At 60.0% G+C, this 26,592-nt stretch carries 22 protein-coding genes and 1 tRNA gene; 18 read left to right on the forward strand and 5 right to left on the reverse strand.

Translation table 11 applies throughout. The annotated features are described in order from the left end of the window. The first annotated feature begins 40 nt into the window (after nt 1–40). The 4 genes from pgaA to pgaD are packed head-to-tail and all read left to right on the forward strand — an operon-like array spanning nt 41 to nt 6,412. Nucleotides 41–2,521 carry a poly-beta-1,6 N-acetyl-D-glucosamine export porin PgaA gene (gene pgaA, locus AB4N44_RS18195; protein ID WP_460108153.1) on the forward strand — a complete coding sequence of 827 codons (2,481 nt, stop codon included), beginning with the start codon at nt 41–43 and terminating at the stop codon, nt 2,519–2,521. Nucleotides 2,522–2,533: 12 nt separating this feature from the next. Further along, nucleotides 2,534–4,531, forward strand: coding sequence for a poly-beta-1,6-N-acetyl-D-glucosamine N-deacetylase PgaB (gene pgaB, locus AB4N44_RS18200; protein WP_460108150.1), 1,998 nt, complete (start codon nt 2,534–2,536; stop codon nt 4,529–4,531). Nucleotide 4,532: 1 nt separating this feature from the next. Further along, complete coding sequence (pgaC, locus tag AB4N44_RS18205) at nt 4,533–5,888, forward strand: poly-beta-1,6-N-acetyl-D-glucosamine synthase (protein WP_150750259.1); 1,356 nt, start codon at nt 4,533–4,535, stop codon at nt 5,886–5,888. Continuing rightward, on the forward strand, nt 5,885–6,412 hold the full coding sequence (pgaD, locus tag AB4N44_RS18210) for a poly-beta-1,6-N-acetyl-D-glucosamine biosynthesis protein PgaD (RefSeq protein ID WP_150750258.1): 528 nt from the start codon (nt 5,885–5,887) through the stop codon (nt 6,410–6,412). Before pgaC ends, pgaD begins: the two co-directional genes overlap by 4 nt. Before the next feature lie 114 nt (nt 6,413–6,526). Here the strand turns inward: pgaD and AB4N44_RS18215 are convergent, their stop codons facing one another. Then, nucleotides 6,527–8,050: an FAD-dependent oxidoreductase gene (locus tag AB4N44_RS18215; RefSeq protein WP_460108146.1), complete on the reverse strand. Its 1,524-nt coding sequence runs from the start codon at nt 8,048–8,050 to the stop codon at nt 6,527–6,529. A 139-nt stretch (nt 8,051–8,189) separates the two neighbouring features. Between AB4N44_RS18215 and AB4N44_RS18220 the strand changes: the two genes are divergently transcribed. From AB4N44_RS18220 to AB4N44_RS18240, 5 genes are all read left to right on the forward strand, one after another. Further along, nucleotides 8,190–8,750, forward strand: coding sequence for a YbhB/YbcL family Raf kinase inhibitor-like protein (locus tag AB4N44_RS18220; protein WP_127925385.1), 561 nt, complete (start codon nt 8,190–8,192; stop codon nt 8,748–8,750). 86 nt (nt 8,751–8,836) lie between these two features. Continuing rightward, complete coding sequence (locus tag AB4N44_RS18225) at nt 8,837–10,516, forward strand: vWA domain-containing protein (RefSeq protein WP_460108144.1); 1,680 nt, start codon at nt 8,837–8,839, stop codon at nt 10,514–10,516. A gap of 30 nt (nt 10,517–10,546) precedes the next feature. Beyond that, nucleotides 10,547–11,128: an RNA polymerase sigma factor gene (locus AB4N44_RS18230; protein ID WP_455806427.1), complete on the forward strand. Its 582-nt coding sequence runs from the start codon at nt 10,547–10,549 to the stop codon at nt 11,126–11,128. Next, nucleotides 11,125–11,721, forward strand: a complete 597-nt coding sequence (locus AB4N44_RS18235; RefSeq protein ID WP_460108142.1) for a hypothetical protein — start codon at nt 11,125–11,127, stop codon at nt 11,719–11,721. The genes AB4N44_RS18230 and AB4N44_RS18235 overlap by 4 nt, the downstream gene beginning before the upstream one ends. A 20-nt stretch (nt 11,722–11,741) precedes the next feature. Further along, nucleotides 11,742–12,011 (forward strand): hypothetical protein, encoded by a 270-nt coding sequence (locus AB4N44_RS18240; RefSeq protein ID WP_316917419.1) that lies wholly within the window; start codon nt 11,742–11,744, stop codon nt 12,009–12,011. Between the two features lie 120 nt (nt 12,012–12,131). On the opposite strand, the gene AB4N44_RS18245 is transcribed toward AB4N44_RS18240, so the two are convergent. Then, nucleotides 12,132–12,208: transfer RNA gene (locus tag AB4N44_RS18245), tRNA-Arg, on the reverse strand. Nucleotides 12,209–12,649: 441 nt separating this feature from the next. On the opposite strand from AB4N44_RS18245, the gene gabD reads away from it, so the two are divergent. The 3 genes from gabD to AB4N44_RS18260 all read left to right on the forward strand — a co-directional run bounded on the left by gabD (nt 12,650) and on the right by AB4N44_RS18260 (nt 16,902). After that, the gene (gene gabD / locus AB4N44_RS18250; protein WP_007917688.1) at nt 12,650–14,092 is read left to right on the forward strand and encodes an NADP-dependent succinate-semialdehyde dehydrogenase; all 1,443 of its coding nucleotides are present in this window, start codon (nt 12,650–12,652) and stop codon (nt 14,090–14,092) included. A gap of 185 nt (nt 14,093–14,277) precedes the next feature. Next, nucleotides 14,278–15,555: a 4-aminobutyrate--2-oxoglutarate transaminase gene (gabT, locus tag AB4N44_RS18255; protein WP_007917687.1), complete on the forward strand. Its 1,278-nt coding sequence runs from the start codon at nt 14,278–14,280 to the stop codon at nt 15,553–15,555. A gap of 135 nt (nt 15,556–15,690) precedes the next feature. Continuing rightward, nucleotides 15,691–16,902: an HDOD domain-containing protein gene (locus AB4N44_RS18260; protein WP_460108139.1), complete on the forward strand. Its 1,212-nt coding sequence runs from the start codon at nt 15,691–15,693 to the stop codon at nt 16,900–16,902. Between the two features lie 142 nt (nt 16,903–17,044). On the opposite strand, the gene AB4N44_RS18265 is transcribed toward AB4N44_RS18260, so the two are convergent. Then, nucleotides 17,045–18,034, reverse strand: a complete 990-nt coding sequence (locus AB4N44_RS18265; RefSeq protein ID WP_460108138.1) for a GGDEF domain-containing protein — start codon at nt 18,032–18,034, stop codon at nt 17,045–17,047. Nucleotides 18,035–18,176: 142 nt separating this feature from the next. Continuing rightward, nucleotides 18,177–19,361 carry a delta-9 fatty acid desaturase DesA gene (gene desA, locus AB4N44_RS18270; protein ID WP_460158120.1) on the reverse strand — a complete coding sequence of 395 codons (1,185 nt, stop codon included), beginning with the start codon at nt 19,359–19,361 and terminating at the stop codon, nt 18,177–18,179. Nucleotides 19,362–19,507: 146 nt separating this feature from the next. Here desA and dibA point away from each other — a divergent pair, with 146 nt between their 5' ends. The 6 genes from dibA to AB4N44_RS18300 all read left to right on the forward strand — a co-directional run bounded on the left by dibA (nt 19,508) and on the right by AB4N44_RS18300 (nt 25,868). Beyond that, the gene (gene dibA, locus AB4N44_RS18275; protein WP_460108135.1) at nt 19,508–21,427 is read left to right on the forward strand and encodes a phosphodiesterase DibA; all 1,920 of its coding nucleotides are present in this window, start codon (nt 19,508–19,510) and stop codon (nt 21,425–21,427) included. A gap of 238 nt (nt 21,428–21,665) precedes the next feature. Further along, nucleotides 21,666–21,848, forward strand: a complete 183-nt coding sequence (gene oscA, locus AB4N44_RS18280) for a sulfur starvation response protein OscA (protein ID WP_007917682.1) — start codon at nt 21,666–21,668, stop codon at nt 21,846–21,848. A gap of 135 nt (nt 21,849–21,983) precedes the next feature. Further along, nucleotides 21,984–22,997, forward strand: coding sequence for a sulfate ABC transporter substrate-binding protein (locus AB4N44_RS18285; protein WP_460108133.1), 1,014 nt, complete (start codon nt 21,984–21,986; stop codon nt 22,995–22,997). 173 nt (nt 22,998–23,170) lie between these two features. Further along, nucleotides 23,171–23,989 carry a sulfate ABC transporter permease subunit CysT gene (gene cysT, locus AB4N44_RS18290; RefSeq protein ID WP_007917680.1) on the forward strand — a complete coding sequence of 273 codons (819 nt, stop codon included), beginning with the start codon at nt 23,171–23,173 and terminating at the stop codon, nt 23,987–23,989. A gap of 13 nt (nt 23,990–24,002) precedes the next feature. Further along, entirely contained in the window at nt 24,003–24,875 is an 873-nt protein-coding gene (gene cysW / locus AB4N44_RS18295) for a sulfate ABC transporter permease subunit CysW (protein WP_038367233.1), read from the forward strand. 3 nt (nt 24,876–24,878) lie between these two features. Then, nucleotides 24,879–25,868: a sulfate/molybdate ABC transporter ATP-binding protein gene (locus AB4N44_RS18300; RefSeq protein WP_095113898.1), complete on the forward strand. Its 990-nt coding sequence runs from the start codon at nt 24,879–24,881 to the stop codon at nt 25,866–25,868. A gap of 117 nt (nt 25,869–25,985) precedes the next feature. Here the strand turns inward: AB4N44_RS18300 and AB4N44_RS18305 are convergent, their stop codons facing one another. Continuing rightward, nucleotides 25,986–26,510: an Mpo1 family 2-hydroxy fatty acid dioxygenase gene (locus AB4N44_RS18305; protein WP_150750248.1), complete on the reverse strand. Its 525-nt coding sequence runs from the start codon at nt 26,508–26,510 to the stop codon at nt 25,986–25,988. Between the last annotated feature and the right edge of the window lie 82 nt (nt 26,511–26,592).

Here is a 26,592-nt window from a genome sequence, read left to right on the forward strand (position 1 = left end):
GGGCATTGCGACCCGGCTGGCCATGTAAGGATGCTGACGAATGCCGCGGATTGATGTTCCCGTATTACATCGTGGTTTACGCCCTTTGTTTCGAGTCGCGCTGTGCAGCCAGTTGCTCTGGCCGGCGCTCGCGTTTGCCGACACACCCTATGATCAGATGGTGCGTGACGCCCGTGCCGGGCAAACCACACCTGCGCTAACGGTTTTGCGTCAGGTGCCGCCCGGCCAGTCGACCACCGGGCAGATCAGCGATCACCTGCAGATCGCCAGTTGGGCCGGACTCGACGCCGAAGTGGTGCAGGTCTATGAAACCCAGGGCCGCGACCGCGTCCTGCCGGTTCAGGCGCTGACCGCCACTGCGCGCGCCTACCGCAACCTCAAGCGCTGGGATCAGGCGACTCAGGTCTACAACAAGGCTTTGGCGTTGGAGCCGGATAACGCCGACCTGCAACTGGGCCTGGCCCTGACTCAGGCTGACGCCGGTAAACCCGACGAAGCGGTGAGCCGCGCCAAAGCGCTGGTGGCGGCCAAACCTGATGATCCGTCGCGCCGCCTCGCCTTGGGCTACGCCCTGACCCGTGACAACAAACCTTACGACGCCCTGTTCGAATACGATCAGGCCTTCAAACGCTCCGGCAGCAAACCGGAAGTCGCCCGTGAATACGTGATCGCCCTGCAAAAGGCGCGTCTGCCGGAGCCAGCGCTGCGTCTGGCCAATCAGCGTCCGGGCCTGATCGATCCGGTCACGTTGCGTCGCCTCGAAGGTGATCTGGCCGCCGAGCGCGTGCGCCTCGCCGAACTTGCTACGCGCAGCGAAAAAGAACGCTACGTCATCGCCGATCGCGCGCTGGCCGACTACGACAAATTGCTCGCCACCTGGACACCCGACGCGACCGCTCACGACGACGTGATTCGCTGGCGCATCGACCGCATGGGCGCGCTCAAGGCCCGGGCGCGCACCGCCGACGTCATCACTGAATCCCAAAAGCTGCAAGCCGAAGGCGTGAAGATTCCGACCTACGCACTGCGCTGGGTGGCGGCGTCGTATCTGGATCAACGCCAGCCGGAAATCGCCACCGACCTCTATCGCCAAGTGCTGGCGGCGCCGGATGCCGATGTCGGCGACCGACTCGTAGACACCACTGCGCTGTACTACTCGCTGCTGGAAAGCGACCGCGCTGATGAGGCGCGCCAAGTCGCCGAGGACGCCGCCAAATCCCAGCGCCCGCGTGTCGAACTCAAGGGCTTGCCGATCGGCAACCCCAATGATGAATGGATGGACGCCCAGCAACTCGCCGCTCAGGCCGGCACTTACAGCGCTGACTTGCCCCATGGCGAGGAGCGCTTGCAGACGCTGGTCGATCAGGCGCCGGGTAACGTCGGTTTGCGTCTGGCTCAGGCCGATTTATACCTGGCCCGTAACTGGCCGCGCCGCGCAGAAATGCAGCTCAAGGAAACCGAGAGCATGGTGCCACGCGCCATGGGCCTGGAAATTGGCCAGGCCCACACCGCGATGGAATTGCAGGAATGGCGGCAAATGGATGCGCTGACCGACGACGTCGTCGCACGTTATCCGGATAACCGCCAGGTGCAGCGTCTGGCCCGCGAACGCGAAGTGCATGACATGTCCGAGCTGCGCGTCGAAGCCTACGGCGGCAAGGCCAATGGTGGCGGCAGTGGCGATGCCGGAGCCGTCAGCGGCAGCCGCGATTTTGGCATCCAGACCACCCTGTACAGCCCGCCGATCGATGAAGACTGGCGCGTGTTCGCCGGCGTCGGTTATGCCACCGGCGACTTCGCCGAAGGCACCGGGCACCACCGCTTTCAGCGAGTCGGCCTGGAACGCCGCACTCGTGACATGACCCTTGAAGCCGAAGTGTCCAATCACGATTACGGTTTCGGCGACAAACAGGGTGCGCGGCTGGCGATCGCCCGTGACATCAACGATCACTGGCAGTACGGCGGCAGCCTTGAATACCTCTCGGCAGAGACCCCGCTGCGCGCGCTCAACAGTGACATCAAGGCCAACGGCGGCAGCGGTTTCATTCGCTGGCGCGCCAATGAAAGTCGCGAGTGGCGCCTGTCGGTGAGCCCGTCGCACTTCAGTGACGGCAACAACCGCGTCGAAGCCTTGCTCACCGGCCGCGAGGGCGTTTACAGCGCGCCGAACGTGCAGGTCGATGCGGGACTGGAAGTCGGCACCAGCCACAACTCCAAGTCCGATGACGTGCCGTACTTCAACCCCAAATCCGACTTCAGCGTGATGCCGCTGGTCAACGTCAATCACGTGCTCTACCACCGCTACGAAACGGCCTGGAGCCAACAATTCCAGGCCGGCGCGGGGACGTACAGCCAGCGTGAGCACGGCACCGGCGGCATGGCTTTGCTCGGTTACGGCCAGCGCTATGCCTGGAACGACGTGTTCGAGGTGGGCGGTTTGCTCAGTGTGATCAACCGGCCCTACGACGGTGATCGGGAGACCGATCTGCGTCTGCTCGTCGACCTCACTTTCCGCTTCTAGAAGAGTTTGAAGATGCCTTTGATTTCGCGTTTCATCCTTCTGCTGGGAGCGCTGCTGGTCAGCGCCTGCGCCCAGCAAGCTCCGGCATTCGCGCCGCCGTCCGAGCGTCCGCTGGCGGCCAGCGAAAAACCCTGGCCGAAAAACCACGTGCTCGGCATTGCCTATCACGACGTTGAAGACCGCGATCCTGATCAGGCCGTAGTTGCGGTGCGCACCGAGCGCCTGATCGAGCAACTCGCTTGGCTGCGCGAGAACGGCTACAAACCGGTCACCGTCGACCAGATCATGGCTGCGCGCAAGGGCGGCCCGGAGCTGCCGGCGAAAGCGATTCTGCTCAGTTTCGACGACGGTTATTCGAGCTTCTACACTCGCGTGCTACCGGTGCTGCGTGCCTATAACTGGCACGCGCTGCTGGCGCCGGTCGGCAGCTGGATCGACACGCCGCTCAATCAGCCAGTGGATTTCGCCGGTGCTCCGCGTGCGCGTTCCGACTTTCTGACCTGGGATCAGATTCGCGAAATCTCACACTCCGGGCTGGTGGAAATCGCTGCTCACACCGACGCCAATCACAAAGGTATTTTGGCCAACCCGCAGGGCAACCTGCAGCCTGCGGCGGCCACCCGGCGTTATGACCCAGTGACCAGACGCTATGAATCCGAGGCTGATTTCCAGGCGCGGATCCGCACTGACGTGAACAGCATCTCGGAAAAAATCCGCAAGGTCACCGGCAAGAAACCACGCGTCTGGGTCTGGCCGTATGGCGCGGCGGACGGCACATCGCTGACGGTGGTCGGCGAGGAGGGCTACGAAATGGCCCTGACCCTCGAAGACGGTCTCGACGCCCTCGACAACCTGATGAGCAGCCCGCGCTTTCTTGTCGCTTCGGATCCTGACGGCGAGCGTTTCGCCAACAGTATCGTCGACGTGCAGTCGGATTTCGTCATGCGCGTTGTGCATGTTGATCTGGACAACGTTTACGACCCGGATCCGGCGCAGCAGGACATCAACCTCGGAAAACTGGTGCAGCGCATCGCTGACTTGGGCGCCAACACGGTGTTCCTGCAAGCCTTCGCCGATCCCAAGGGCGATGGCCTGGTGCATTCGCTGTACTTCCCCAACCGTCACTTGCCGGTGCGTGCGGATATTTTTAACCGCGTCGCCTGGCAACTGCGTACCCGCGCTAACGTGAAGGTCTTCGCGTGGATGCCGGTGCTGAGTTTTGGTCTCGACTCGAAACTGCCGCGCGTGACCCGTTGGGACCCGCAAACCGGCATCACCTCGGTGGATCCGGATCAGTACCAACGCTTGTCGCCGTTCGATCCTGAAGTGCGACGGATCATCGGTGAAATCTACGAAGACGTGGCGCGCCTGACCTCGGTCAACGGCATTCTTTACCACGACGACGCGGTACTGTCGGATTTCGAAGATGCCGGCCCTGAAGCCTTGAAAGCCTACGCTGCCCACGGCTTGCCGGGTTCGATTGCCGCATTGCGCGACGATCCGGCAGCGATGCAGCGCTGGACGCGCTTGAAGAGCCAATACCTCATCGACTTCACCAACGAGCTGACCGCCAAAGTCCGTGCGATTCGCGGCCCGCAGGTGCTGACCGCACGCAACATCTTCGCCGAACCGATGCTCAACCCCGAGAGCGAAGCCTGGTACGCACAGAACCTCGACGACTTCCTCGTGACCTACGACTGGACGGCGCCGATGGCCATGCCGCTGATGGAAAAGCAGACCCAGGCAGAGTCCGGCCCGTGGCTGGAAGCGCTGGTGGCCACGGTCAAAAAGCGCCCCGGCGCGCTGAATCGCACGGTGTTCGAATTGCAGGCGCGGGACTGGACCAAGAAGGATCAGGCCGACATCGATGGCGCGCATCTGGCGGACTGGATGGGTCGCCTCAAACGTCAGGGCGCGACCAGTTTCGGTTACTACCCGGACAACTTCCTCGACAACCTGCCGGACCTGAAAACCGTAAGGCCTGCGCTCTCCAATAAATGGAATCCATAACATGCTGGATAGACTGTTAGCCCTGCTTGTTCTGGCGCTCGTCCTCGGCGTGCCGCTGGGCCTGATCTTCCTTGTCACCGGGCAGTTCCTGATGGACTTCGTGTTCTTCTACCCACTGTTCATGTCCGGGTTGTGGATTTCCGGTGGCCTGTATTTCTGGCTGCACTGGGAACGTCACTGGCCGTGGCAGGACGACACCCTGCCGCCACCACTGGAAGGCGAGCCGCTGATCTCGATCCTGATCCCTTGCTACAACGAAGGTGACAACGCCGCCGACACCATCCACGCGGCGCTGGCCCAGCATTACCCGAACATCGAAGTCATCGCGATCAACGACGGCTCCAAGGACAACACTGCCGAAGTGCTCGACGCGCTGGCCAAGGAAGATCCTCGTCTGCGCGTGCTGCATCTGGCGGAAAACCAGGGCAAAGCCGTCGCATTGCGCATGGGCGCCATCGCGGCGCGCAGTGAGTATCTGGTGTGCATCGACGGTGACGCGCTACTGGCGCCGAACACGGCAGCCTATCTGGTCGCGCCGATGCTGGATAACGCACGCCTTGGCGCGGTGACCGGCAACCCACGGATTCGTACGCGCTCGACGCTGGTCGGGCGGGTTCAGGTGGGCGAGTTCTCGTCGATTATCGGTCTGATCAAACGAACGCAACGGGTGTTCGGGCGGATCTTCACGGTCTCTGGGGTGATCGTCGCGTTTCGCCGCACGGCGTTAAACCGGGTTGGCTACTGGAGCCCGGACATGATCACCGAAGACATCGACATCAGTTGGAAGCTGCAACTCGATCACTGGAGCATCTTCTACGAGCCGCGCGCGCTGTGCTGGATCCTCATGCCGGAAACCCTCGGCGGCCTGTGGAAGCAGCGTCTGCGCTGGGCCCAGGGTGGCGCCGAAGTGCTGTTCAAGAACATTCGCGGCATCTGGCAGTACCGTCATCGTTACCTGTGGCCGCTGCTGTTTGAATACTGCCTGTCGACCGGTTGGGCGTTTACTTTCCTGTTGTCGGTGATTTTCTGGGGCGTGGGCAAGTTCGTGGTCATGCCAGAGGCTATTGCGGTGGATCACCTGATGCCACCGGCGTTCACCGGACTGCTGCTGGCGTTTGTCTGCCTGGTGCAGTTCGCGGTCAGCATCGTCATCGACCGACGCTATGAGCCGGGGTTGGGCAAGACCATGTTCTGGGTGGTGTGGTACCCGATCGCGTTCTGGTTTGTCAGTCTGCTGACCACGCTGGTCAGCTTCCCGAAAGTGCTGTTCGGCCAACATCAGAAACGTGCGCGTTGGGTCAGTCCCGACCGGGGTATCAAGCCGATTGGTGACGACGAAGAGGAGGTCATCAAATGAAAATCATCCGGACTCGCCAGCGGCCTTTTCTGGTCGTGGTCGATGTGGTGCTTACCGTGGTGGCGTGGGTGGGGCTGCTGTTTCTGCTGATCCGTGGCTTGTGGCCGCTGGTCGAAACTCACGCGGGCGGCCCGCTGATCGATAAATCTGCGTTCGACGCGCTGGGCACCCTGCAGATTTATCTTTGGATTGCCTTGGTCAACGCGGTGATTCTGATTTCCTGGGCACGTTATCAACAGCGCAAGAGTCGCAGTTTCGCGCAACGCCGGTTGCCTTCGCCGGTGATCGACGATGAAGGGTTGAGCAAGAGTTTCAAACTCTGCGATGACCGCTTTCAGAAACTGCGCACGCCCGGGGTGATGACCATTCACAACGATCAGGAAGGCGATATCAGTCACGTGGTGACGCATTTCTGGCCGGTGAAACAGGAGGAATTGCCACCGCCGCTGGCACCGCTGGAGCATCCGCGGGTGATTTTTCTGCATGCTGAAGATGATGACAATCGCGAGCCCTTGCTTCGTTAATTGATCGTTCCCACGCTCTGCGTGGGAATGCCTCTTGGGACGCTCCGCGTCCAGTGACGCGGAGCGTAACGGGCTGCATTCCCACGCAGGAGCGTGGGAACGATCAATCGGCCGCTAATCGCGGATCAGTTCCCAAGCCTCTTCCATCGGCAGCGGTTGCTTCATGCGCTCGGTGAGTAACGCCATCGCTCTTTCTTTCTCGCAAGCCACGGCGGCAACTACCATACCGTTTCTACCGAACAGACCAATAAATGGCGGATGTTCAGGCTCGCCGAGAAACTCCACCTCATCCCAGTGCTCAGCGTGGCCGAGGTAGTCGTAGTTCTTGCCGAAATGCCAAGTCCAGAAGAACGGCACGTCGAGGTAATGTTCGTCGCCACCGAGCATATTGGCAGCAGCAATTCGCGCATGTTGTTGAGCCAGGCGCCAGTGCTCGATGCGTTGTAACTGGCCGTTCAACGGGAACGTGGCGATGTCGCCGATGGCCCACAGATTTTCGCTCACACGCAGGCCATCATCGACGCGCAATGACTGATCTTTTTCCCTCGGCAATGACGCGAAAGCTTCGGTGGCCGGGTGCACACCGATCCCCGCCAGAACCAGATCCGCAGAAAGCCGCAGGCCATTGTCCAGCAGCACGGCCTCTACCTTGTCGTCGCCGATGATCTCGGTGGCTTCGTGTTCGGTGATGAATTTCACCCCGTTCTGTTCGTGCAGCGCGCGGATCGCCTTGCCCACGGCTTCACCGAATTGCGCAGCGAAGGGAGTCGCGTGGCGAGCCAGCACTGTTACGTCGAGGCCATACTGGCGCAGGGCCGAGGCGCATTCGAGAGCGATGAAACTGTCGCCGATGATCACCGCGCGTTGCTCGGGTTTGGCGGCATTCATTATTTGCTCTGCCTGGGCTTTTGAGCGCAGGACGAAGACCTGCGGCAGGTCGGCGCCTGGCAATTCCAATGGATTGGGTTCACCGCCGGTGGCGAGCACGGCCGCGTCATAACGCAGGGACTGACCGTCGTTCAGATGCAACGTCTGGTTTGCAGCATCCAGCGAGGTGATTTGTTTTTCCAGTCGCTCGATGCGCTGCTCTTTATAGAAAGTTTCATCTCGCAGCGGCGGCGCTTCCTCGGGTGGCATGTCCCCGGCGAGGACAAATTTGCTCAGCACCGTGCGGTCGTAACCGGCATCGGTCTCGCGGTCGATCATGACGATGCGGCCACCGAACCCCTTTTCCCGCAGCGCCACTGCACATGCCGTACCAGCGGCGCCCGCGCCGACAATCACGAACGTACGCGAATCATCCGCCGGAGGAGTATGCGCATCGGGCAACGGTTGTTCATCGACCCAAACGTCATCGCCGCGCAGCTCCAGTGGATACCGCTTGAGGCTGTCGAGCGCTGGCGGCTCACATAGTGCGCCGTCTTCTGCGCGAAACGCAGCCTTGTGCCACGGGCAGATCAGACGTCCCTGACACAACGCACCGTCAGCCAGCGGCGCCCCGGCATGTGGGCATTCGCCCTGAAAGGCGCGTAGCTGCTCACCGACGCGCAACAGCACAATCTTGCACTCGCCGATTTCAACTTGCAGGCCACGGTCTTCAGGGACATCGGCGATACGGGCGACACGGTGCAGGGACATGATCGGCTTCCTCGCGGGCATTTCTCTTGTGAGTTTGCGCCGCAGGGCGAGGTTCAGCCATTTGCCACTGCCACGGCACGAACGGTACGGCTATAGTTTGCAGGCCGACGACGGCCCAACTGCACAAGGTGCTCCCGGAATGACCCGATTGACCTCTCTCAACCCCTGGCTGGCGGCCATTGCCGTCACCCTTTGCGTGCAGTTTCCAGCGCAGGCCCAGGAGCGTTTCACCCTGAGCATTCCGGGTGTTTCCGATAACCGCCTGTTTACCTCGGCAGCGGCCAGCGATGCCGCCGGTTGTGGCGGCAAGAACCAGTCGCCAGCGCTGAGCTGGAACGCAGGTCCTGCCGGCACCCAGAGTTACGCGATCGTCATGCACGACCCGGACGGCCAGAAAGGCCTGGGCGTCGATCACTGGATTCACTACGGCATCAAGTCCACCACGCGGCAGATTGCGGCAGGTGTCGGCGCCAAATCCGCATTCGAAGGTGTCGGCGGCACCAACAGCAAGGGCAACACGCATTACATGGGGCCGTGTCCGCCAGTGGGCGACAGTGCGCACCACTACATCATCCAGATTTACGCGCTGGATCTGGCCCCGGATGCCTTGCCGGCCGGTCTGACTCGTGCCGAGCTGATGGAAAAAATCAAAGGCCATGTGCTGCGTAACAGCAGTGCGGTGCGGCGTTATCACCGCTGAAATTTTTTTAGCGGCGTTTAACCCGAACTGAAAGGGCTGCCCGTCTCAGTGGATGAATGATCAATTTCATCCCGAGGTCAGCCCCCATGTCTCATCCTCTCTTGCGTCCTGTTGCGGTTGCTGTGCTGCTGGCGCTCGCCGGTTGCGGTGCTTCGTCCACACCCGATTCCGCTGCTGTGCCAGCGCCGGCGCAGCCTGAGGTGCTGGTTCAGCATGAAGCGGTCATGGCTGACACCTCAATGGCCAAGCGCGCGCTGTACAAGATGCCCAATGCGGGCAGCGCGCCGATGCCGTTGGGTGAAAGTTATCCACAGGTCTATCGCGACGAGCAGCGCGAGCAGTATCAGACGTTGGCCGATAACCCGATACACAGCGTCGCCGAGACACCGGTTTCTACTTTCAGTGCCGACGTCGACACGGGCGCTTATGCCAACGTCCGCCGCTTGCTCAATCAAGGTCGACTGCCGCCAGAAGGCGCGGTGCGGCTGGAGGAAATGGTCAATTACTTCCCCTATGACTACGCGCTGCCCAGCGACGGCTCGCCGTTTGGCGTGACCACTGAACTGGCGGCCTCACCGTGGAACCCGCACACCCGCTTGCTGCGTATCGGCATCAAGGCATCCGACCGCGCTGTGGCGGAACTGGCCCCGGCCAATCTGGTGTTTCTGGTCGATGTCTCCGGCTCGATGGATCGTCGCGAAGGCCTGCCAATGGTGAAAAGTACGCTGAAATTGCTGGTTGATCAGTTGCGCGATCAGGATCGCGTTTCGTTGGTGGTCTATGCCGGTGAATCGAGAGTGGTACTGGAGCCTACTTCCGGACGGGAGAAAGCGAAAATTCGTACAGCCATTGAGCAATTGACTGCGGGCGGTTCGACCGCCGGCGCTTCAGGTATTGAACTGGCTTACCAAATGGCGCAGCAGGCTTTCATTCCCAAAGGCATCAACCGCATCCTCCTGGCTACCGATGGTGACTTCAATGTCGGCGTGAGTGACTTCGACAGCCTCAAACAAATGGCTGTGGATAAACGCAAAAGCGGGATTTCGCTGACGACGCTGGGTTTTGGTGTAGATAACTACAATGAACACTTGATGGAACAACTGGCCGATGCCGGCGACGGTAACTACGCCTACATCGACAACCTGCGCGAGGCGCGCAAAGTGTTAGTGGATCAGTTGAGTTCGACCCTCGCCGTGGTGGCGAAAAACGTCAAACTGCAGGTGGAGTTCAACCCGGCGCAAGTCAGCGAATATCGCCTGCTCGGCTACGAGAACCGTGCGTTGAAACGTGAGGATTTCAGCAATGACAAAGTCGATGCCGGCGAAATCGGCGCAGGACACACGGTGACCGCGCTGTACGAAATTGTTCCGGCGGGTGAGAAGGGTTGGTTGGAGCCACTGCGTTACGGTAAATCGGAGCCGGTTGTTACCGTGAAGAACGGAGAATTGGCGATGCTGCGTGTGCGTTATCAACAGCCTGAAGGTGGGAAAAGTCTGCTGATCGAGCGGCCGATTGCCAACCAGGTCGCAACCGCCAGCGAAGATCTGCGTTTTTCCGCCGCCGTCGCCGCGTTCTCCCAGCAGCTCAAGGACGGTCGTTACACCGGCGATTTCAGTCTGAAAGATACGGAAGCACTGGCCCGTGGCGCGCGCGGCGATGACCGCTTTGGCCTGCGCAACGAGTTCGTGCAACTGGTCGAATTGGCGCAAAGTCTGCGCACTTCGAGCGCTTCGAACGCGCTGGCCACTGAACGACGGATTGAATAAGTGAGTCGTCTGAAAGGCTTCATCAGTCAGCTGTTTGCCTCGGCAGACAGCTCAACCGCCAGCAGCGATGAGTCGCTGCTGGCGCGTTATCGCGAGGGCGACGGTGCCGCGTTCGAGATCTTGTATGCCCGCCATCGCCAAGGCTTGTACCGGTTTCTGCTCGGCTTGAGCGGCAAACCGGAACTGGCCGACGAAGTATTTCAGGAGGCCTGGCTGAGCCTGATCCGCAGCAGCAGTCAGCCACAAGGTCGGGCGACATTTCGTACATGGCTATTCCAGATCGCCCGCAATCGCCTGATCGATCACTGGCGTAAACACGGCGCCCGACAACCGCTGCACGACAGCTACGACGAGCAGGCACATGCCGTCAGCGATGAAGCGAATGATCCCGAACAACTGCTCAGCCTCAGCCGTGACAGCCAGCGCCTGGAAAACGCCCTGCAAAGCTTGCCCGTCGATCAGCGCGAAGTGTTCCTGCTGCGGGCCCACGGCGATCTCGATCTGGCGCAAATCGCCAGCCTCACCGAAACACCGCTGGAAACCGTCAAAAGCCGCTTGCGCTACGCCCAGCAAAAACTGCGTCGGCTGCTGGCCGAGGAGGTACTGACATGACTGACGCCCGCCAGACACCCGAAGAGCCGCTGATCAAGCATGTGCGTGAACAGCACAATGCCGAACCGCCAGCGCATCTCGATGCGTTCATCCTCAACGCTGCGCAGCGTCAAACCCCTGCGCCGAAACCAAGCCTGTGGCAACGCTGGCTGGGTATATGCCGCAAACCACGCTGGCAAGTCGCGTTCGCCAGCCTCGTTGGCGTGGCATTGATGTTGTCACTGGTACAGCGCGCGCCTGAACCGTTGCGTCAGTACGACTACGCCCCAGCCCCCAAGCTTGCTATACCCATGACCGAAACGGACTCAGCGCAACTGCACCGATTGTCTGCCCCGGCCGGCGCCATGCCGGCACCTGTGCCGATGATGGAAATGGCCGCGCCGATGCAAGATCAAGCCATCAGCGCCGACGAAGCCAAATTCAGTAAGCGCGCCGCCGCCCCGGCCAACGGCCTCGACGCACAACTGCGCGAAGTCCTGCGCCTGCGCGAATCAGGCCAATCGCAAGCCGCCGACAGCCTGTTCAACAACCTGCACAAACGCTACCCGAACGCCGATCTCGACGCCCGACTGGAACAGTTGCAGAAAAAATGACCGCCTGATCCCTCAGCCATTTGGCATTGCCCCGCAAAAACGCGCACTATCGGGGCATTGCCAATACGCTGGAGGACAACGTGGCAGCAAAAATTGACCGCATCGCCCAACTGCTCAACTGCCCGGAGAAGGGCGAGGAGATGAGGCGAGCGATTACCGAGACGCGTAAGGAGTTTCTGCTGAATCAGCCGGAAGAAGATGTCGTTGATGAAGACGAGGTTTTCGAAGAGGAGGTTGAGGAGGAAGAGGATGACGATGATTACGACGAGTTTGATTGGACGACGGAGTAACGGGCTTTTATCCAGTTGTTCGGTAAAACCGAATAACTGACACGCTCAACTTCAATTGAAACCGTTTTCCACAAAAAAGCCCCGGACCGTCACAGTCCGGGGCTTTCTCGTTTAAATCAATGGTGCACCAGGCGGGATTCGAACCCACGACCCCTGCCTTCGGAGGGCAGTACTCTATCCAGCTGAGCTACTGGTGCAGCGGGCGACATCATACCTAGGTCGGCTCGGGGCGTCCATGCTGGGTTTGAGCAGGTATTGTCAGTGCGCGTGTCGGCTGAAAGCGCTGCATTCCATAAAGCTGTAACGTCCTGCAAAACCCTCGCTTGGCGCTTTGGCAGGGTTGATCTAAGGTTTTCCTGCGGCGGGACCTTTGGCTCGTTGATCTGAAAAATTCCACAAACACGCCGTTTTTGTTCTTTTTTTCGAACGACCTATTGTCCTTTAACCCCTTTGATCCTACGATCCGTTTGAGATTTCAAACGCTCGTTGACCGGGCGTTGAAGCGCCGGTGTTTCGAATCGTGCACTGTTGATGCGCCACACCCGGTCACTGATTTCCCTGACGGCAGCCTTGCGAGGCGCCTTTCTACAATCATAATTTGCTCCGCGCAGGCCGCGGTGCTGTTAAGGAAAGCCGACATGCAGCTTAAAGACACCCTGTTGTTCCGCCAGCAAGCCTTCATTGATGGCGCTTGGGTCGATGCGGACAACGGTCAGACGATCAAGGTCAATAACCCGGCCACCGGCGAAATCCTCGGTACCGTACCAAAAATGGGCGCCGCCGAAACCCGCCGTGCCATCGAAGCCGCAGACAAAGCGCTGCCGGCCTGGCGTGCACTGACCGCCAAAGAACGTGCCGGCAAGCTGCGTCGCTGGTTCGAACTGATGATCGAGAACCAGGACGACCTCGCGCGCCTGATGACCCTCGAGCAGGGCAAGCCGCTGGCCGAAGCCAAGGGCGAAATCGTTTACGCCGCTTCGTTTATCGAGTGGTTCGCCGAAGAAGCCAAGCGCATCTACGGTGACGTGATTCCGGGTCACCAGCCAGACAAGCGCCTGATCGTGATCAAGCAGCCAATCGGCGTGACCGCGGCGATCACCCCGTGGAACTTCCCGGCGGCGATGATCACCCGTAAAGCCGGCCCGGCACTGGCCGCCGGTTGCACCATGGTGCTCAAGCCTGCTTCGCAAACTCCATTCTCCGCATTCGCACTGGCCGAACTGGCTCAGCGCGCGGGCATTCCTGCGGGCGTGTTCAGTGTCGTTTCCGGCAGCGCCGGCGACATCGGCAGCGAGCTGACCAGCAACCCGATCGTGCGCAAACTGTCCTTCACCGGTTCGACCGAAATCGGTCGTCAACTGATGTCGGAATGTGCCAAGGACATCAAGAAAGTCTCGCTGGAACTGGGCGGCAACGCGCCGTTCATCGTGTTCGACGACGCGGATCTGGATAAGGCCGTCGAAGGCGCGATCATTTCCAAGTACCGCAACAACGGCCAGACCTGCGTCTGCGCCAACCGTCTGTACATTCAGGATTCGGTCTACGACGCGTTCGCCGAGAAGCTGAAAGTGGCCGTGGCCAAACTGAAGATCGGTAACGGTCTGGAAGACGGCACCACCACTGGCCCGCTGATCGACGAAAAAGCCGTGGCCAAGGTGCAAGAGCACATCGCTGACGCCGTAGCCAAAGGCGCCACCGTGCTGGCTGGCGGCAAGGCGATGGAAGGCAACTTCTTCGAGCCGACCATCCTCACCAACGTGCCGAAAAATGCCGCCGTGGCCAAGGAAGAAACCTTCGGTCCACTGGCGCCGCTGTTCCGCTTCAAAGACGAGGCCGAAGTGATCGCGATGTCCAACGACACCGAGTTCGGTCTGGCTTCGTACTTCTACGCTCGTGACCTCGGTCGTGTGTTCCGTGTCGCTGAAGCGCTGGAATACGGCATGGTCGGCGTCAACACCGGGCTGATCTCCAACGAAGTCGCGCCATTCGGCGGCATCAAGGCTTCGGGCCTGGGCCGTGAAGGCTCCAAGTACGGCATCGAAGATTACCTGGAAATCAAATACCTCTGCCTGGGCATCTAAGCTCGGACAAGGATCGCTGCAAACGCAAAGGGCACGAGAGCGCTGTCCCTTTGCGTGGTTTCAAACCGGAATTTTCTCTGCGGCCAGGAACGCCGTGGCAGTCGATCATCGCATGCTGCCACCGTCGATTTCTCCCGCTTAATCCTTGAGCCACGCCGCCCGATGAGCGGCGAATGAGGACTGTAATGAGCAAGACTAACGCTGAACTGATGGCCCGTCGTACCGCAGCTGTTCCACGTGGTGTTGGCCAGATTCACCCGATCTTCGCTGAATCGGCAAAAAACGCTACCGTGACTGACGTTGAAGGTCGTGAGTTCATCGACTTCGCTGGCGGCATCGCTGTACTGAACACCGGCCACGTGCACCCGAAAATCATCGCCGCCGTGACCGAACAGCTGAACAAGCTGACCCACACTTGCTTCCAGGTGCTGGCTTACGAGCCGTACGTTGAGCTGTGCGAAAAAATCAACGCCAAGGTCCCAGGTGATTTCGCCAAGAAAACCCTGCTGGTCACCACTGGTTCCGAAGCCGTGGAAAACGCCGTGAAAATCGCCCGTGCCGCCACTGGCCGTGCCGGCGTGATCGCCTTCACCGGCGCCTACCACGGTCGCACCATGATGACCCTGGGTCTGACCGGTAAAGTCGTGCCTTACTCGGCCGGCATGGGCCTGATGCCAGGCGGCATCTTCCGCGCGCTGTACCCGAACGAACTGCATGGCGTGAGCATCGACGATTCGATCGCTTCCATCGAGCGCATCTTCAAGAACGACGCCGAGCCGAAAGACATCGCCGCGATCATCATTGAGCCGGTTCAGGGCGAAGGTGGTTTCTACGTTGCGCCGAAGGAATTCATGAAGCGTCTGCGCGCGCTGTGCGACCAACACGGCATCCTGCTGATCGCTGACGAAGTACAGACCGGCGCTGGCCGTACCGGTACGTTCTTCGCCATGGAGCAGATGGGCGTTGCTGCCGACCTGACCACTTTCGCCAAATCCATCGCTGGCGGCTTCCCGCTGGCCGGCGTGTGCGGCAAGGCCGAATACATGGACGCCATCGCGCCAGGCGGTCTGGGCGGTACCTATGCTGGTAGCCCGATCGCTTGCGCCGCTGCACTGGCAGTGATGGAAGTGTTCGAAGAAGAGCAACTGCTGGATCGCTGCAAGGCTGTCGGCGAGCGTTTGGTCACTGGTCTGAAAGCTATCCAGGCCAAGTACCCGGTGATCGGTGAAGTCCGTGCCCTGGGCGCGATGATCGCGGTCGAGCTGTTCGAAAACGGCGACAGCCACAAGCCGAACGCTGCAGCAGTAGCGTCCGTTGTGGCCAAGGCGCGCGACAAGGGTCTGATCCTGCTGTCCTGCGGCACTTACGGCAACGTTCTGCGCGTTCTTGTACCGCTGACTTCGCCGGACGAGCAACTGGACAAAGGTCTGGCGATCATCGAAGAGTGCTTCTCCGAGCTCTGATCTGCCTGTGATCTGATCGACAAAAAACCCGCTTCGGCGGGTTTTTTTACGCCCTTTGAAACACATCGAGCGCTTTAGCGCTGTATCGAATGGCCAGCATTGGCTAAGGTTCAGGCATTGCAAGGGAGAGCGCGCATGACTGCCGTTGATTTACCCGCCGTACCGCGAGTACTGATTGCCGAGGCTGATCCGTGGTCTCGCGACCTGCTCAAACAAGTGCTGCTGAACGTGCGTTGCGATGCACGGCTGGACCTGTGTGCCGATGGCCAGCAAGCCATGTCGATGCTCAGCGAAATTCCTTATGACCTGGCCATCGTCGATTGGGAGCTACCCGGCGTCGATGGCTTGAGCGTGTTGCGCAGCGTGCGGCAGCGCAAACGCAATCCGCTGCTGCCGTTTATTCTGATGAGCAGCCGCAATGACAGTGCCAGCGTGCGCGAAGCGATTCCGCTGGCGCCAACCGCGTATCTGACCAAGCCGCTGAATATGGAAAATCTAACCGAGCGTTTGCAGGGTTTACTGCTCGATGCTGGTGAAGAGGTGTTCTGTGAGGTGCCGACGTTGGCACCGGGCATGACCTTGTCAGTGTTTCTTGAGCGTCGACGTGAGCAGGCCGACGGCGCGCCGTTGATGACCGATGTGCAGGTGGCGGTGAAGCGCAGCCTCAATCCCAATGGCCTCGATCTGAAACTGCTGGAAGATGAGATCAAAACCGATCCACAGATCACTGCCGTGTTGATCGCTGCGGCCAACAGCGCGGCGCAGCACCACGGCGCGCCGGTGCAAACATTGGCGCAAGCCCTGCATCGCCTGGGCACCGGACAGAGCATGAACCTGATTCTGGGGCTGGCACTCAAGCGCAGCGCCAGGCTCAGTGATCCGTGTCTGGCGGACTATGCCGAACGTTATTGGGGACTGTCGCTGCACACTGCGGAATATGCGCGCACGTTGGCGCGCTTGCTAGATCTCGATCAGGAGCGCTGTTACTGCGCGGGCATGCTGCATCGGCTGGGTGATCTGGCGTTGCTGCGTTGTCTGCAGGAATGGCAGCAGGCGGGTGGTGAGCTGGATGAACTGGAGGAAGTCGGCGAGGCGCTGGCCGAGTTCGGTGCCGCTTATGGTTCGGCCCTGCGCACCCGCTGGCGTTTGCCGCTGGAATTGCGTGAGCTGATTGCGTCGGTCTACCAACTCGGCGGAGGGGTGTATTCCCGCGAGGCGCTGGTCATGAACATGGCGGCGCAGATGGCGCATCTGACCGAGCATGAGGGCGTTGAGGAACTGGCGAAGAGCCGCACGGCACGGTTGTTGAAGATCGGCTTGCCGGAATTGATGCGGATGCGTAAATAACCTGGATTCACCCACATTCCAAATGTGGGAGCGAGCCTGCTCGCGAAGACGGATTGTCATTCAGCACATCATTGTCTGATACAACGCTTTCGCGAGCAGGCTCGCTCCCACAGTGGGTTTGTGTTGAGGCGGGAGGACGGGGTCAGGCAGAGATAATCCGGTTCTTGCCCTGCCGTTTGGCCTCATACATGGCCGCATCCGCGCGGGCGAACAGGCTGTCGAGGCTTTCGTCTGCCTCGGTCAGACTGGTCAATCCTTGGCTGACAGTGATGCCGTACGTCTGGCCGTCATGGTTGAAACTCAAGCGCTGAATCTCCTGCTGCAGTCGCTCGGCCACTTGCATGGCCATGTCCGGTGCGCACCCTGGAAACACCGCCGCAAACTCTTCCCCGCCAATTCGTCCGAACAGATCACCGCGACGTAACGAACCGCGCCCGCACTCGGCAATCCGCTGCAACACGTTGTCACCCTCCGGGTGGCCGTAGCTGTCGTTGATCATTTTGAAGTCATCGATATCCAGCAGCAAAAACGCCAGTGGTGAACCTTGCTGCCGCGCCTCTTCGAACTCGCGGTTGGCGCATTCGAAGAAGTGGCGGCGATTGCTGCTTTGCGTGAGTACGTCGGTGGTCGCCAAACGGTGCAGTTCGGTTTCCATCTGCTTCTTGTCGGTGATGTCCTCGGCGATGCCGACGATGATCACCGGTTGCCCCGGCTCGTCCTGACGGTTGATGAAGCACTTATCGCTGAGCCAGCGCACCTGACCGTCGGCGGCGATGATCCGGTATTCGCGATCTTCCACCGCGCCTCTGTGCAGGACTTCGGCGAGGCTGCGTTCGGCGTATTCCAGATCGTCGGGGTAGATGCTGTCGCGCCATTGGTTGTAGTCGGCGAGCAGCAAGCCGGCGGAGCGGCCGAAAATCCGTTCATAGGCGGGGCTGACATACAGCACCTGACGGGTTTCCCAGTTGAAGGCCCAGAGCACAGCGTTGACGCTGACCAATAAGGAGCTGAACAGCTGTTCGCGTTCGCTCAAACGGGCGACTTCGCCTTGGGCATGCATCAACGCCATGAGCGTTTGCGCGGCCTCGGGCCACTTCGGTAAGGATGAGTCTTTTTGATTGTTATTGACCATCGGCACAGATCTCAAAGGCGTGCCGCAATTCGACAACGGCCACAGTACAGCCCGCCGGGATGGCGAAGTGTCTTTGAGATAGGGGATTTTTAGCGAAGTTCCGAAGGGTGCACCCGGGAGCCGGGTGCACCGATCAACGGTCTCAGACCGCTGCAGGACGCAGCGAGTAGGTTTTCAACTGGTCGGCGAATTCACGCAGGGACTGGATACCGCTGGCCTCGGCCTCGTGAATCCACTCTTTGATGGCGGCGAGCATGTCGTGGCCGTTTGCGCTGGTCTTGACCCAGATCTGCTGCAGGGCCAGGCGTTTCTCGTAAATTACCTTCAGCGCCTGGCTGTGCTCGAGCATGGTCTGGATGCGCAAGTGATGACGATCTTCCAGCAGGCTGGTTTCCCGCGACAGCAGACGCTTGGCGCGGTGGAACTGGTGGCGCACCGAATGATCGACCTTGGCCAGCTCTTGCTTGACCAGCGGGCCGATCACCAATTTGCGGTACTGGGCCATGATCTGGAAGCGGTTGTTGAGGATCGCCATGGCGGTGTCCATGTCCAGATTGCCCTTGCCTTCGACGCGGTGGGCGATCGGCGCCACGCGCTGAACCTTGGCCAGACGCAGGAAGCTGAAGACTTTGATCCACGCCCAGCCGAGGTCGAACTCCCACTTCTTCACCGACAGCTTGGCCGAGTTAGGGTAGGTGTGATGGTTGTTGTGCAGTTCTTCGCCGCCGATCAGGATGCCCCATGGCACCAGATTGGTCGCTGCGTCGCGGCATTCGAAGTTGCGATAGCCGACGGCGTGGCCGAGGCCGTTGATCACGCCGGCGGCCCACACCGGGATCCACATCATCTGGATCGCCCAGATGGTGATGCCGATGGTGCCGAACAGCAGCAGGTCGATGACGCCCATGATCGCCACGCCCAGCAGCGGGTAGCGGCTGTAGAGGTTGCGTTCGATCCAGTCTTCGGGGCAGTTCTTGCCGTAGATGCGCAGGGTTTCCGGGTTCTGCGCTTCGGCACGGTACAGCTCGGCGCCGGTGCGCAATACGGTGGAGAGGCCTTTGATGACCGGGCTGTGCGGGTCGTCTTCGGTTTCGCACTTGGCGTGGTGTTTACGGTGGATGGCGGTCCACTCGCGGGTATTCTGCGCCGTGGTCAGCCACAGCCAGAAACGGAAAAAGTGTTTCAGGCCAGCATTCAGCTCCAGCGAGCGATGGGCCGAGTAACGGTGCAGATAGACCGTGACGCCGACAATCGTCACGTGGGTCATCAGCAGGGTGACTGCGACCAGAGACCAGGCCGACAAGCCAAGAAAACCTTCGTACCACATAGGCTATAGGGCCCTCGATAAAGATAAAAACAGCCGTTGCATTATCACCAAGCACACAGATAAAACCAGTCGCCCTTTCAGATAAGAGTCGCTGAATGTTTCTTGACCTATAATTCCAACCTTTTTGTAGGGACATGGACAGCCGAATGCCTGCCACTTACCGCGATGCATTGCGTGCAGCGCTGCTCTATCTCGTGCTTGCCGCTGTCTGGCTGCAAGGTACTGATCATTTATTAAACAATTTCTTCGATAACTCGGTCGATCTTGCCCGATGGCAACTGATCAACGGTTACGTCTTTGCGGCGCTCAGCGCCGGGCTGATTTTCCTGGCGCGGGCGCGCTTGTGTGAGTTTCTCGGGATTGGCGCACGGTTGCGCGAGCGCCACGCTGATCGCGAACGCCTGCGTCAGGCCGCGGCGGTCTTTGACTGCACCCGTGAAGGGGTGTTGGTCAGCAACCACCAAGGGCTGATCGTGCACGTCAATCGCGCGTTCATCGAGATCACCGGTTATCAGCGTGAAGAAGTCATTGGGCAGCAGCCGAGCCTGTTCAAATCCGGCCATCATCCGCCAGGGTTCTATCAGGCGATGTTCGCTACCCTTGAGTCGCAGGGCGAATGGAGCGGCGAGATCTGGAACCGGCGCAAAAGCGGCGAGATTTATCCACAGTGGCAGACCATCCGGGTCATTCACGATGATCAGGGCCGGCTCAGCCATTACGTCGCGGTGTTTTCCGACATCAGCGCGATCAAGGATTCCGAGCATGAGCTCAAACACCTCGCACACCACGATCCGCTGACCGATCTGCCCAATCGTCTGCTGTTCAGCGATCGCGCCGAGCAGGCTCTGGCCTCGGCGCAAAACCACAAGCGCGGCTGTGCATTGCTGATGCTCGATCTCGATCACTTCAAGATGATCAACGACAGCCTCGGCCATAACGTCGGCGATCGCTTGCTCAAGGCCGTGGCGGCGCGTTTGCAAGCGCTGTTCGGCCCCGGCATTTCCCTGGCGCGGCTCGGCGGCGATGAGTTCGCGGTACTGGCGGAAAGTTGTCCACAGCCGGTGCAGGCGGCGGCGCTGGCGCAACGGATTCTCGATGCGCTGAAGGAGCCGTTCAGCATTGATGGCAATCAGTTGTTCATCAACGCCAGCCTCGGCATCAGCCTGTTCCCCAGCGATGCGCTAAGCGCCGAGCAACTGTTGCGCAATGCCGATGCGGCGCTGTTCAAGGCCAAGAGCAGCGGCCGTAACGGTTATGCCTTGTATACCGAAGAACTTACCGCCCACGCCCAGCAACGTGTGGAGATCGCATTCGAGCTGCGCCGCGCGCTGGAGCAGCAGGAACTGCGGGTTTACTACCAACCCGTGCATGATTTGAAAACCAGTCGCCTGATTGGCGTCGAAGCCTTGGTGCGTTGGCAGCATCCGCAACGCGGCCTGGTCTCGCCGGCGGAATTCATCCCTATTGCCGAGCGCACCGGGCTGATCGCCGAAATCGACGCTTGGGTCATGCAGCAGGCGTGTCGACAAATGTGCCAGTGGCAGCAGGCCGGGCTGGTGCTGTCGTTTGTCGCGGTGAATGTTTCGTCACGATTGTTCGCTCGTCGTGAGTTGTATCAACAGGTTGCGCAGGTGCTGCACGACACCGGGCTGGATCCGGCGTATCTGGAGCTGGAAGTCACTGAAAGCGCGGTGATGGATGATCCGGAAGTGGCGCTGGAGCAGATGCACCGTTTGCGCGAGTTGGGTATTCGCCTGGCCATCGATGATTTCGGCACGGGCTATTCGTCGCTGTTACGGCTCAAGCGCTTGCCGGTGCAGAAACTGAAGATCGATCAGGGTTTCGTCGCCGGGTTGCCGTGGGATGAGGATGATGCGGCGATTGTCCGGGTGATCATCGCGCTGGCCCGGAGCATGGGCATGCAGGTGCATGCCGAGGGTATCGAGCAGGTTGAGCAGGCGGCGTTTTTGCTTGAGCAGGAATGTGATCTAGGGCAGGGGTACTGGTTTGGGCGGCCGGTTCCGGCACAGGAGATTGACTGGGCGAGAATTCCGGTGATTGGTTAAAAGATCAAATGATCGCAGCCTTCGGCAGCTCCTACACCGATCCCTGTAGGAGCTGCCGAAGGCTGCGATCATTTGCTTCAACAGGCTGCAAACCCTTGCTCCGCCACATAATGTTTTTCAGTTATATAAACATTCTTAAATAGTCTTTTTAAGAATATCCGCGCCTCTCTTATATTGCTCCCACGCCGAACGCAGTGCCGCCCACTGCCAGGCAAATCCCATTCAAAGGAGCAGCACCATGAGCGCATCCCTTCGCAGCGTTGACGGTCAGGACGAAAGCACCATCTTGCGTGAAATCCAGAGCGCCCTGCGCGATCTGCGTTTCGGCGCGGTGGAAATCACTGTGCACAACGCGCAGGTCGTACAGATCGAACGCAAAGAGAAATTCCGTTTGCAGCAACCCGGTAAACAACCGGGCTAAAAGATCGCAGCCTGCGGCAGCTCCTACAGGGGGCTGTGCGTAGGAGCTGTCGAAGGCTGCGATCTTTGAACCGGCAACACGATTTCCGAAATACATAAGAAAAAGCCACCACCAAGAATTCCAGGAGCTTTCACCATGTCGTCGATTCGCCGTTACGCTTTGGCCGCCCTGGCCAGCGCTGTGTTTGCCGGTTCCGCGGTTGCCAAGGATTACGAACTGCTCAATGTGTCGTATGACCCGACACGCGAGCTGTATCAGGACTACAACGCTGAATTCATCAAGTTCTGGCAGAAAGATCATGCTGGCGACACCGTGAAAATCCAGCAATCCCACGGTGGTTCGGGCAAGCAGGGTCGTGCGGTGATCGACGGCCTGCGTGCTGACGTGGTGACCCTGGCACTGGCCGGTGACATCGACGAAATCGCCAAACTCGGCAAGACCCTGCCCGCCGACTGGCAGAAGCGTCTGCCAGAAGCGAGCACGCCGTACACCTCGACCATCGTCTTCCTGGTGCGCAAGGGCAACCCGAAAGGCATCAAGGACTGGGGCGATCTGGTCAAGAACGACGTCTCGGTGATCACGCCGAACCCGAAAACCTCCGGCGGCGCACGCTGGAACTTTCTCGCCGCGTGGGCCTACGGCCTGAAAGCCAGCGGCGGTGACGAAGCCAAAGCCAAAGAATATGTGCAGACCCTGTTCAAGCACGTGCCGATCCTCGACACCGGTGCACGCGGTTCGACCATCACTTTCGTCAACAACGGTCAGGGTGACGTGTTGCTGGCCTGGGAAAACGAAGCGTTCCTGGCGCTGAAAGAAGATGGCGGCGCCGACAAGTTCGACATCGTCGTGCCTTCGCTGTCGATCCTCGCTGAACCGCCAGTGGCGGTGGTCGACAAGAACGCCGAGAAGAAGGGCAACGAGCAGATCGCCGAAGCCTATCTGAAGCACCTGTACAGCCCGGCCGGTCAGGAGATCGCCGCGAAGAACTTCTATCGTCCGCGTGACAAGGACGTGGCCGCGAAGTACGCCCAGCAGTTCCCGAAACTGGACCTGGTGACCATCGACAAGGACTTCGGCGGCTGGAAAACCGCGCAGCCGAAATTCTTCAATGACGGTGGTGTGTTCGACCAGATTTATCAGGCGCAGTAATCTGACTCCAGCCACACATCAAGCCTGAAGCCAGGCGCGGAAAATGTGGGAGCGAGCTTGCTCGCGAAAGCGGAGTGTCAGACGACGTAGAGTTGGCTGATACTCCCTCTTCGCGAGCAAGCTCGCTCCCACATTGGTGCGTTCAGCGGAATGCTTTTTAACCAAGGACTTTTATGTCGCGTCGTATCTCCCCCGTCATACCCGGCTTCGGGCTGACGCTGGGTTACACCTTGGTGTACCTCAGCCTGATTGTGCTTATCCCGCTGGCGGCGATGTTCGTCCACGCCGCGCAACTCACCTGGGATCAGTTCTGGACGATCATTTCCGCGCCGCGGGTGCTGGCGGCCCTGAAGCTGAGCTTCGGCACCGCGCTGTGTGCCGCAATCATCAACGGCATCATCGGCACGCTGCTGGCCTGGGTGCTGGTGCGCTACACGTTCCCGGGGCGCAAGGTGATCGACGCGATGATCGATCTGCCGTTCGCCCTGCCGACCGCGGTGGCCGGTATCGCGTTGACCGCGCTGTATGCTCCCGCCGGTCTGGTCGGGCAATTCGCCGCTGATCTCGGTTTCAAGATTGCCTATACCCCGCTGGGTATCACCCTCGCGTTGACCTTCGTCACCCTGCCGTTCGTGGTGCGCACGGTGCAACCAGTGCTGGCCGACATTCCCCGTGAAGTCGAAGAAGCCGCCGCGTGCCTCGGTGCGAAGCCATGGCAGGTGTTCCGCCACATTCTTGTGCCAGCATTGTTGCCCGCGTGGCTGACCGGTTTTGCCCTGGCCTTTGCCCGTGGTGTCGGCGAGTACGGTTCGGTGATTTTCATCGCCGGCAACATGCCGATGAAAACCGAGATTCTGCCGCTGCTGATCATGGTCAAACTCGACCAATACGATTACACCGGCGCCACCGCTATCGGCGTGTTGATGCTGGTGGTTTCCTTCGTCCTGTTGCTGCTGATCAACTTGCTGCAGCGGCGCATCGAAACCCCATAAGGAGGCGCGAACCATGTCCCAATCGTCTATTGCGGCCGCCTCTTCGGCCAACGCCGCGCGTCGTGGCAGTGCCACTTCGCGCAGAATCCTGATCGGCCTTGGCTGGCTGGTCTTTTTCCTGTTTCTGCTGCTGCCGTTGTTCATCGTCGTATCGCAGGGTTTGAAGAATGGCCTCGGCGCATTTTTCACCGCGATCTTTGAACCGGATGCACTGTCGGCACTGAAACTCACCGTGTTCGCCGTGCTGATTTCGGTGCCGCTGAACCTGGTGTTCGGCGTCAGCGCTGCCTGGTGCGTGAGCAAGTACTCGTTCCGCGGCAAGAGCATGCTGGTGACGCTGATCGACTTGCCGTTCTCGGTGTCGCCGGTGATCGCCGGTCTGGTCTATGTGTTGATGTTCGGTGCGCAGGGCCTGTTCGGGCCGTGGTTGCAGGATCACGACATCCAGATCGTCTTCGCCTTGCCGGGCATCGTGCTGGCGACGATCTTCGTCACCGTGCCGTTCGTGGCCCGTGAGCTGATCCCGTTGATGCAAGAACAAGGCACGCAGGAAGAAGAAGCCGCGCGACTGCTCGGCGCCAATGGCTGGCAGATGTTCTGGCACGTCACCGTGCCGAACATCAAGTGGGGGCTGATCTATGGCGTGGTGCTGTGTACCGCGCGGGCCATGGGTGAGTTCGGTGCGGTGTCGGTGGTCTCCGGGCACATTCGCGGGGTGACCAACACCTTGCCGCTGCACGTCGAGATCCTCTACAACGAATACAACCACGTGGCCGCGTTCGCCGTGGCGAGCCTGTTGCTGATCCTGGCGCTCTTCATCCTGCTGCTCAAGCAGTGGAGCGAAAACCGTATCAACCGCCTGCGCGCCAGCGCCGCGGAGGAATAATTCATGTCGATCGAAGTGCGTAACGTCAGCAAGAATTTCAATGCCTTCAAGGCGCTGGACAACATCAGCCTGGACATCCACAGCGGTGAGCTGGTCGCGCTGCTCGGCCCGTCGGGCTGCGGCAAAACCACGTTGCTGCGGATTATCGCCGGTCTGGAAACCCCGGATAACGGCAATATTGTCTTCCACGGCGAAGACGTATCCGGCCACGACGTGCGTGATCGCAACGTCGGTTTCGTGTTCCAGCACTACGCGTTGTTCCGCCACATGACCGTGTTCGACAACGTCGCCTTCGGCCTGCGCATGAAACCGAAAAACCAGCGCCCGAGTGAAAGCCAGATCGCGACCAAGGTGCATGAACTGCTGAACATGGTGCAGCTGGATTGGCTGTCGGATCGTTATCCGGAGCAGTTGTCCGGTGGTCAGCGTCAGCGTATCGCCCTGGCCCGTGCCTTGGCGGTCGAGCCGAAAGTACTGTTGCTGGATGAGCCGTTCGGTGCGCTCGATGCCAAGGTGCGTAAAGAACTGCGCCGCTGGTTGGCGCGTCTGCACGAAGACATCAACCTGACCTCGGTGTTCGTGACCCACGACCAGGAGGAGGCGATGGAAGTTGCTGACCGCATTGTGGTGATGAACAAGGGCGTGATCGAACAGATTGGCTCACCGGGCGACGTCTACGAAAACCCGGCCAGCGATTTCGTTTATCACTTCCTCGGTGATTCGAACCGCTTGTTGCTGAGCGACGACAATCACGTGCTGTTCCGCCCGCATGAAGTGTCGTTGTCCAGACATGAGCTGGAGGATCACCATGCGGCTGAAGTGCGTGATATTCGGCCGTTGGGTGCGACCACGCGGGTGACGTTGAAGGTTGAGGGGCAGACGGATTTGATCGAGGCCGAAGTGGTGAAAGACCATGACAGCCTGATCGGGCTGGCCAAGGGTGAAACCCTGTTCTTCAAACCCAAGGTCTGGCAGAAAGTCGCCAGCCTTTAACTGATCGTTCCCACGCTCTGCGTGGGAATGCATCCCGTGACGCTCCGCGTCACAGTGGACGCGGAGCGTCCATGGCGGCGTTCCCACGCAGAGCGTGGGAACGAGCAGGGTTGAAGTCTAGATAGCCGCACGATTCGGATTGACCCGCACCACCCCCGCCCGCGCCTCGATCTGCTCTTTCAATTCATGCCGCATCCCGAGCATGAATGCCAACTCGGCCACGACAAACAACGGCCCGACAATCAGCCCCGACACGTCATCGACAAACGCCGGTTTGCGCCCTTCATAGTGATGCCCGACAAACTGGATCACCCAGCCAACGACAAACATCGCCAGCCCGCTGCTCAACCAGACCATGGTGCTCTGCTGCGCCAATACATGCCCGGCCCAGACTGACAGGCCCATCAGCACCGTCATCAACACCCCGAGCTTCACTTCCAGGCGCAAGTAAAACCACGCCGAAGCCAGCGCCACGATAACGGCCGGAGATATCCACAACCCGCCCAGCGACCATTCCGGGCGTGACAACAACACCGCCACGGCCACCACGATCAGCGGAATGCCGATAAAGTGGCTGGCGATGTTGCGCGGATCGCGGTGGTAGGCGGCGTATTGACTGAGATGGTCGACGAGGCTTTTCATTGTTGTTCCTCCGGTAGGGTTGATCGCATCATCCCTCGGGATCGGGGTTCGCTCTGTCAGGCAGGCGACAATCCAGGAGTGT

It is taken from the genome of Pseudomonas sp. S3_C06 (assembly GCF_054667675.1).

What these genes read in the sequence shown, in the direction of transcription:
- pgaB (WP_460108150.1), top strand. Translation starts at nt 2,534, where the DNA reads ATGCCTTTGATTTCGCGTTTCATCCTTCTGCTGGGAGCGCTGCTGGTC.
- desA (WP_460158120.1), bottom strand. Translation starts at nt 19,361, where the DNA reads ATGTGGTACGAAGGTTTTCTTGGCTTGTCGGCCTGGTCTCTGGTCGCA.
- AB4N44_RS18220 (WP_127925385.1), top strand. Translation starts at nt 8,190, where the DNA reads ATGACCCGATTGACCTCTCTCAACCCCTGGCTGGCGGCCATTGCCGTC.
- AB4N44_RS18260 (WP_460108139.1), top strand. Translation starts at nt 15,691, where the DNA reads ATGACTGCCGTTGATTTACCCGCCGTACCGCGAGTACTGATTGCCGAG.
- AB4N44_RS18235 (WP_460108142.1), top strand. Translation starts at nt 11,125, where the DNA reads ATGACTGACGCCCGCCAGACACCCGAAGAGCCGCTGATCAAGCATGTG.
- pgaD (WP_150750258.1), top strand. Translation starts at nt 5,885, where the DNA reads ATGAAAATCATCCGGACTCGCCAGCGGCCTTTTCTGGTCGTGGTCGAT.
- cysW (WP_038367233.1), top strand. Translation starts at nt 24,003, where the DNA reads ATGTCCCAATCGTCTATTGCGGCCGCCTCTTCGGCCAACGCCGCGCGT.
- AB4N44_RS18265 (WP_460108138.1), bottom strand. Translation starts at nt 18,034, where the DNA reads ATGGTCAATAACAATCAAAAAGACTCATCCTTACCGAAGTGGCCCGAG.
- AB4N44_RS18305 (WP_150750248.1), bottom strand. Translation starts at nt 26,510, where the DNA reads ATGAAAAGCCTCGTCGACCATCTCAGTCAATACGCCGCCTACCACCGC.
- gabD (WP_007917688.1), top strand. Translation starts at nt 12,650, where the DNA reads ATGCAGCTTAAAGACACCCTGTTGTTCCGCCAGCAAGCCTTCATTGAT.
- gabT (WP_007917687.1), top strand. Translation starts at nt 14,278, where the DNA reads ATGAGCAAGACTAACGCTGAACTGATGGCCCGTCGTACCGCAGCTGTT.
- cysT (WP_007917680.1), top strand. Translation starts at nt 23,171, where the DNA reads ATGTCGCGTCGTATCTCCCCCGTCATACCCGGCTTCGGGCTGACGCTG.
- AB4N44_RS18225 (WP_460108144.1), top strand. Translation starts at nt 8,837, where the DNA reads ATGTCTCATCCTCTCTTGCGTCCTGTTGCGGTTGCTGTGCTGCTGGCG.
- oscA (WP_007917682.1), top strand. Translation starts at nt 21,666, where the DNA reads ATGAGCGCATCCCTTCGCAGCGTTGACGGTCAGGACGAAAGCACCATC.
- dibA (WP_460108135.1), top strand. Translation starts at nt 19,508, where the DNA reads ATGCCTGCCACTTACCGCGATGCATTGCGTGCAGCGCTGCTCTATCTC.
- AB4N44_RS18300 (WP_095113898.1), top strand. Translation starts at nt 24,879, where the DNA reads ATGTCGATCGAAGTGCGTAACGTCAGCAAGAATTTCAATGCCTTCAAG.
- pgaA (WP_460108153.1), top strand. Translation starts at nt 41, where the DNA reads ATGCCGCGGATTGATGTTCCCGTATTACATCGTGGTTTACGCCCTTTG.
- pgaC (WP_150750259.1), top strand. Translation starts at nt 4,533, where the DNA reads ATGCTGGATAGACTGTTAGCCCTGCTTGTTCTGGCGCTCGTCCTCGGC.
- AB4N44_RS18215 (WP_460108146.1), bottom strand. Translation starts at nt 8,050, where the DNA reads ATGTCCCTGCACCGTGTCGCCCGTATCGCCGATGTCCCTGAAGACCGT.
- AB4N44_RS18285 (WP_460108133.1), top strand. Translation starts at nt 21,984, where the DNA reads ATGTCGTCGATTCGCCGTTACGCTTTGGCCGCCCTGGCCAGCGCTGTG.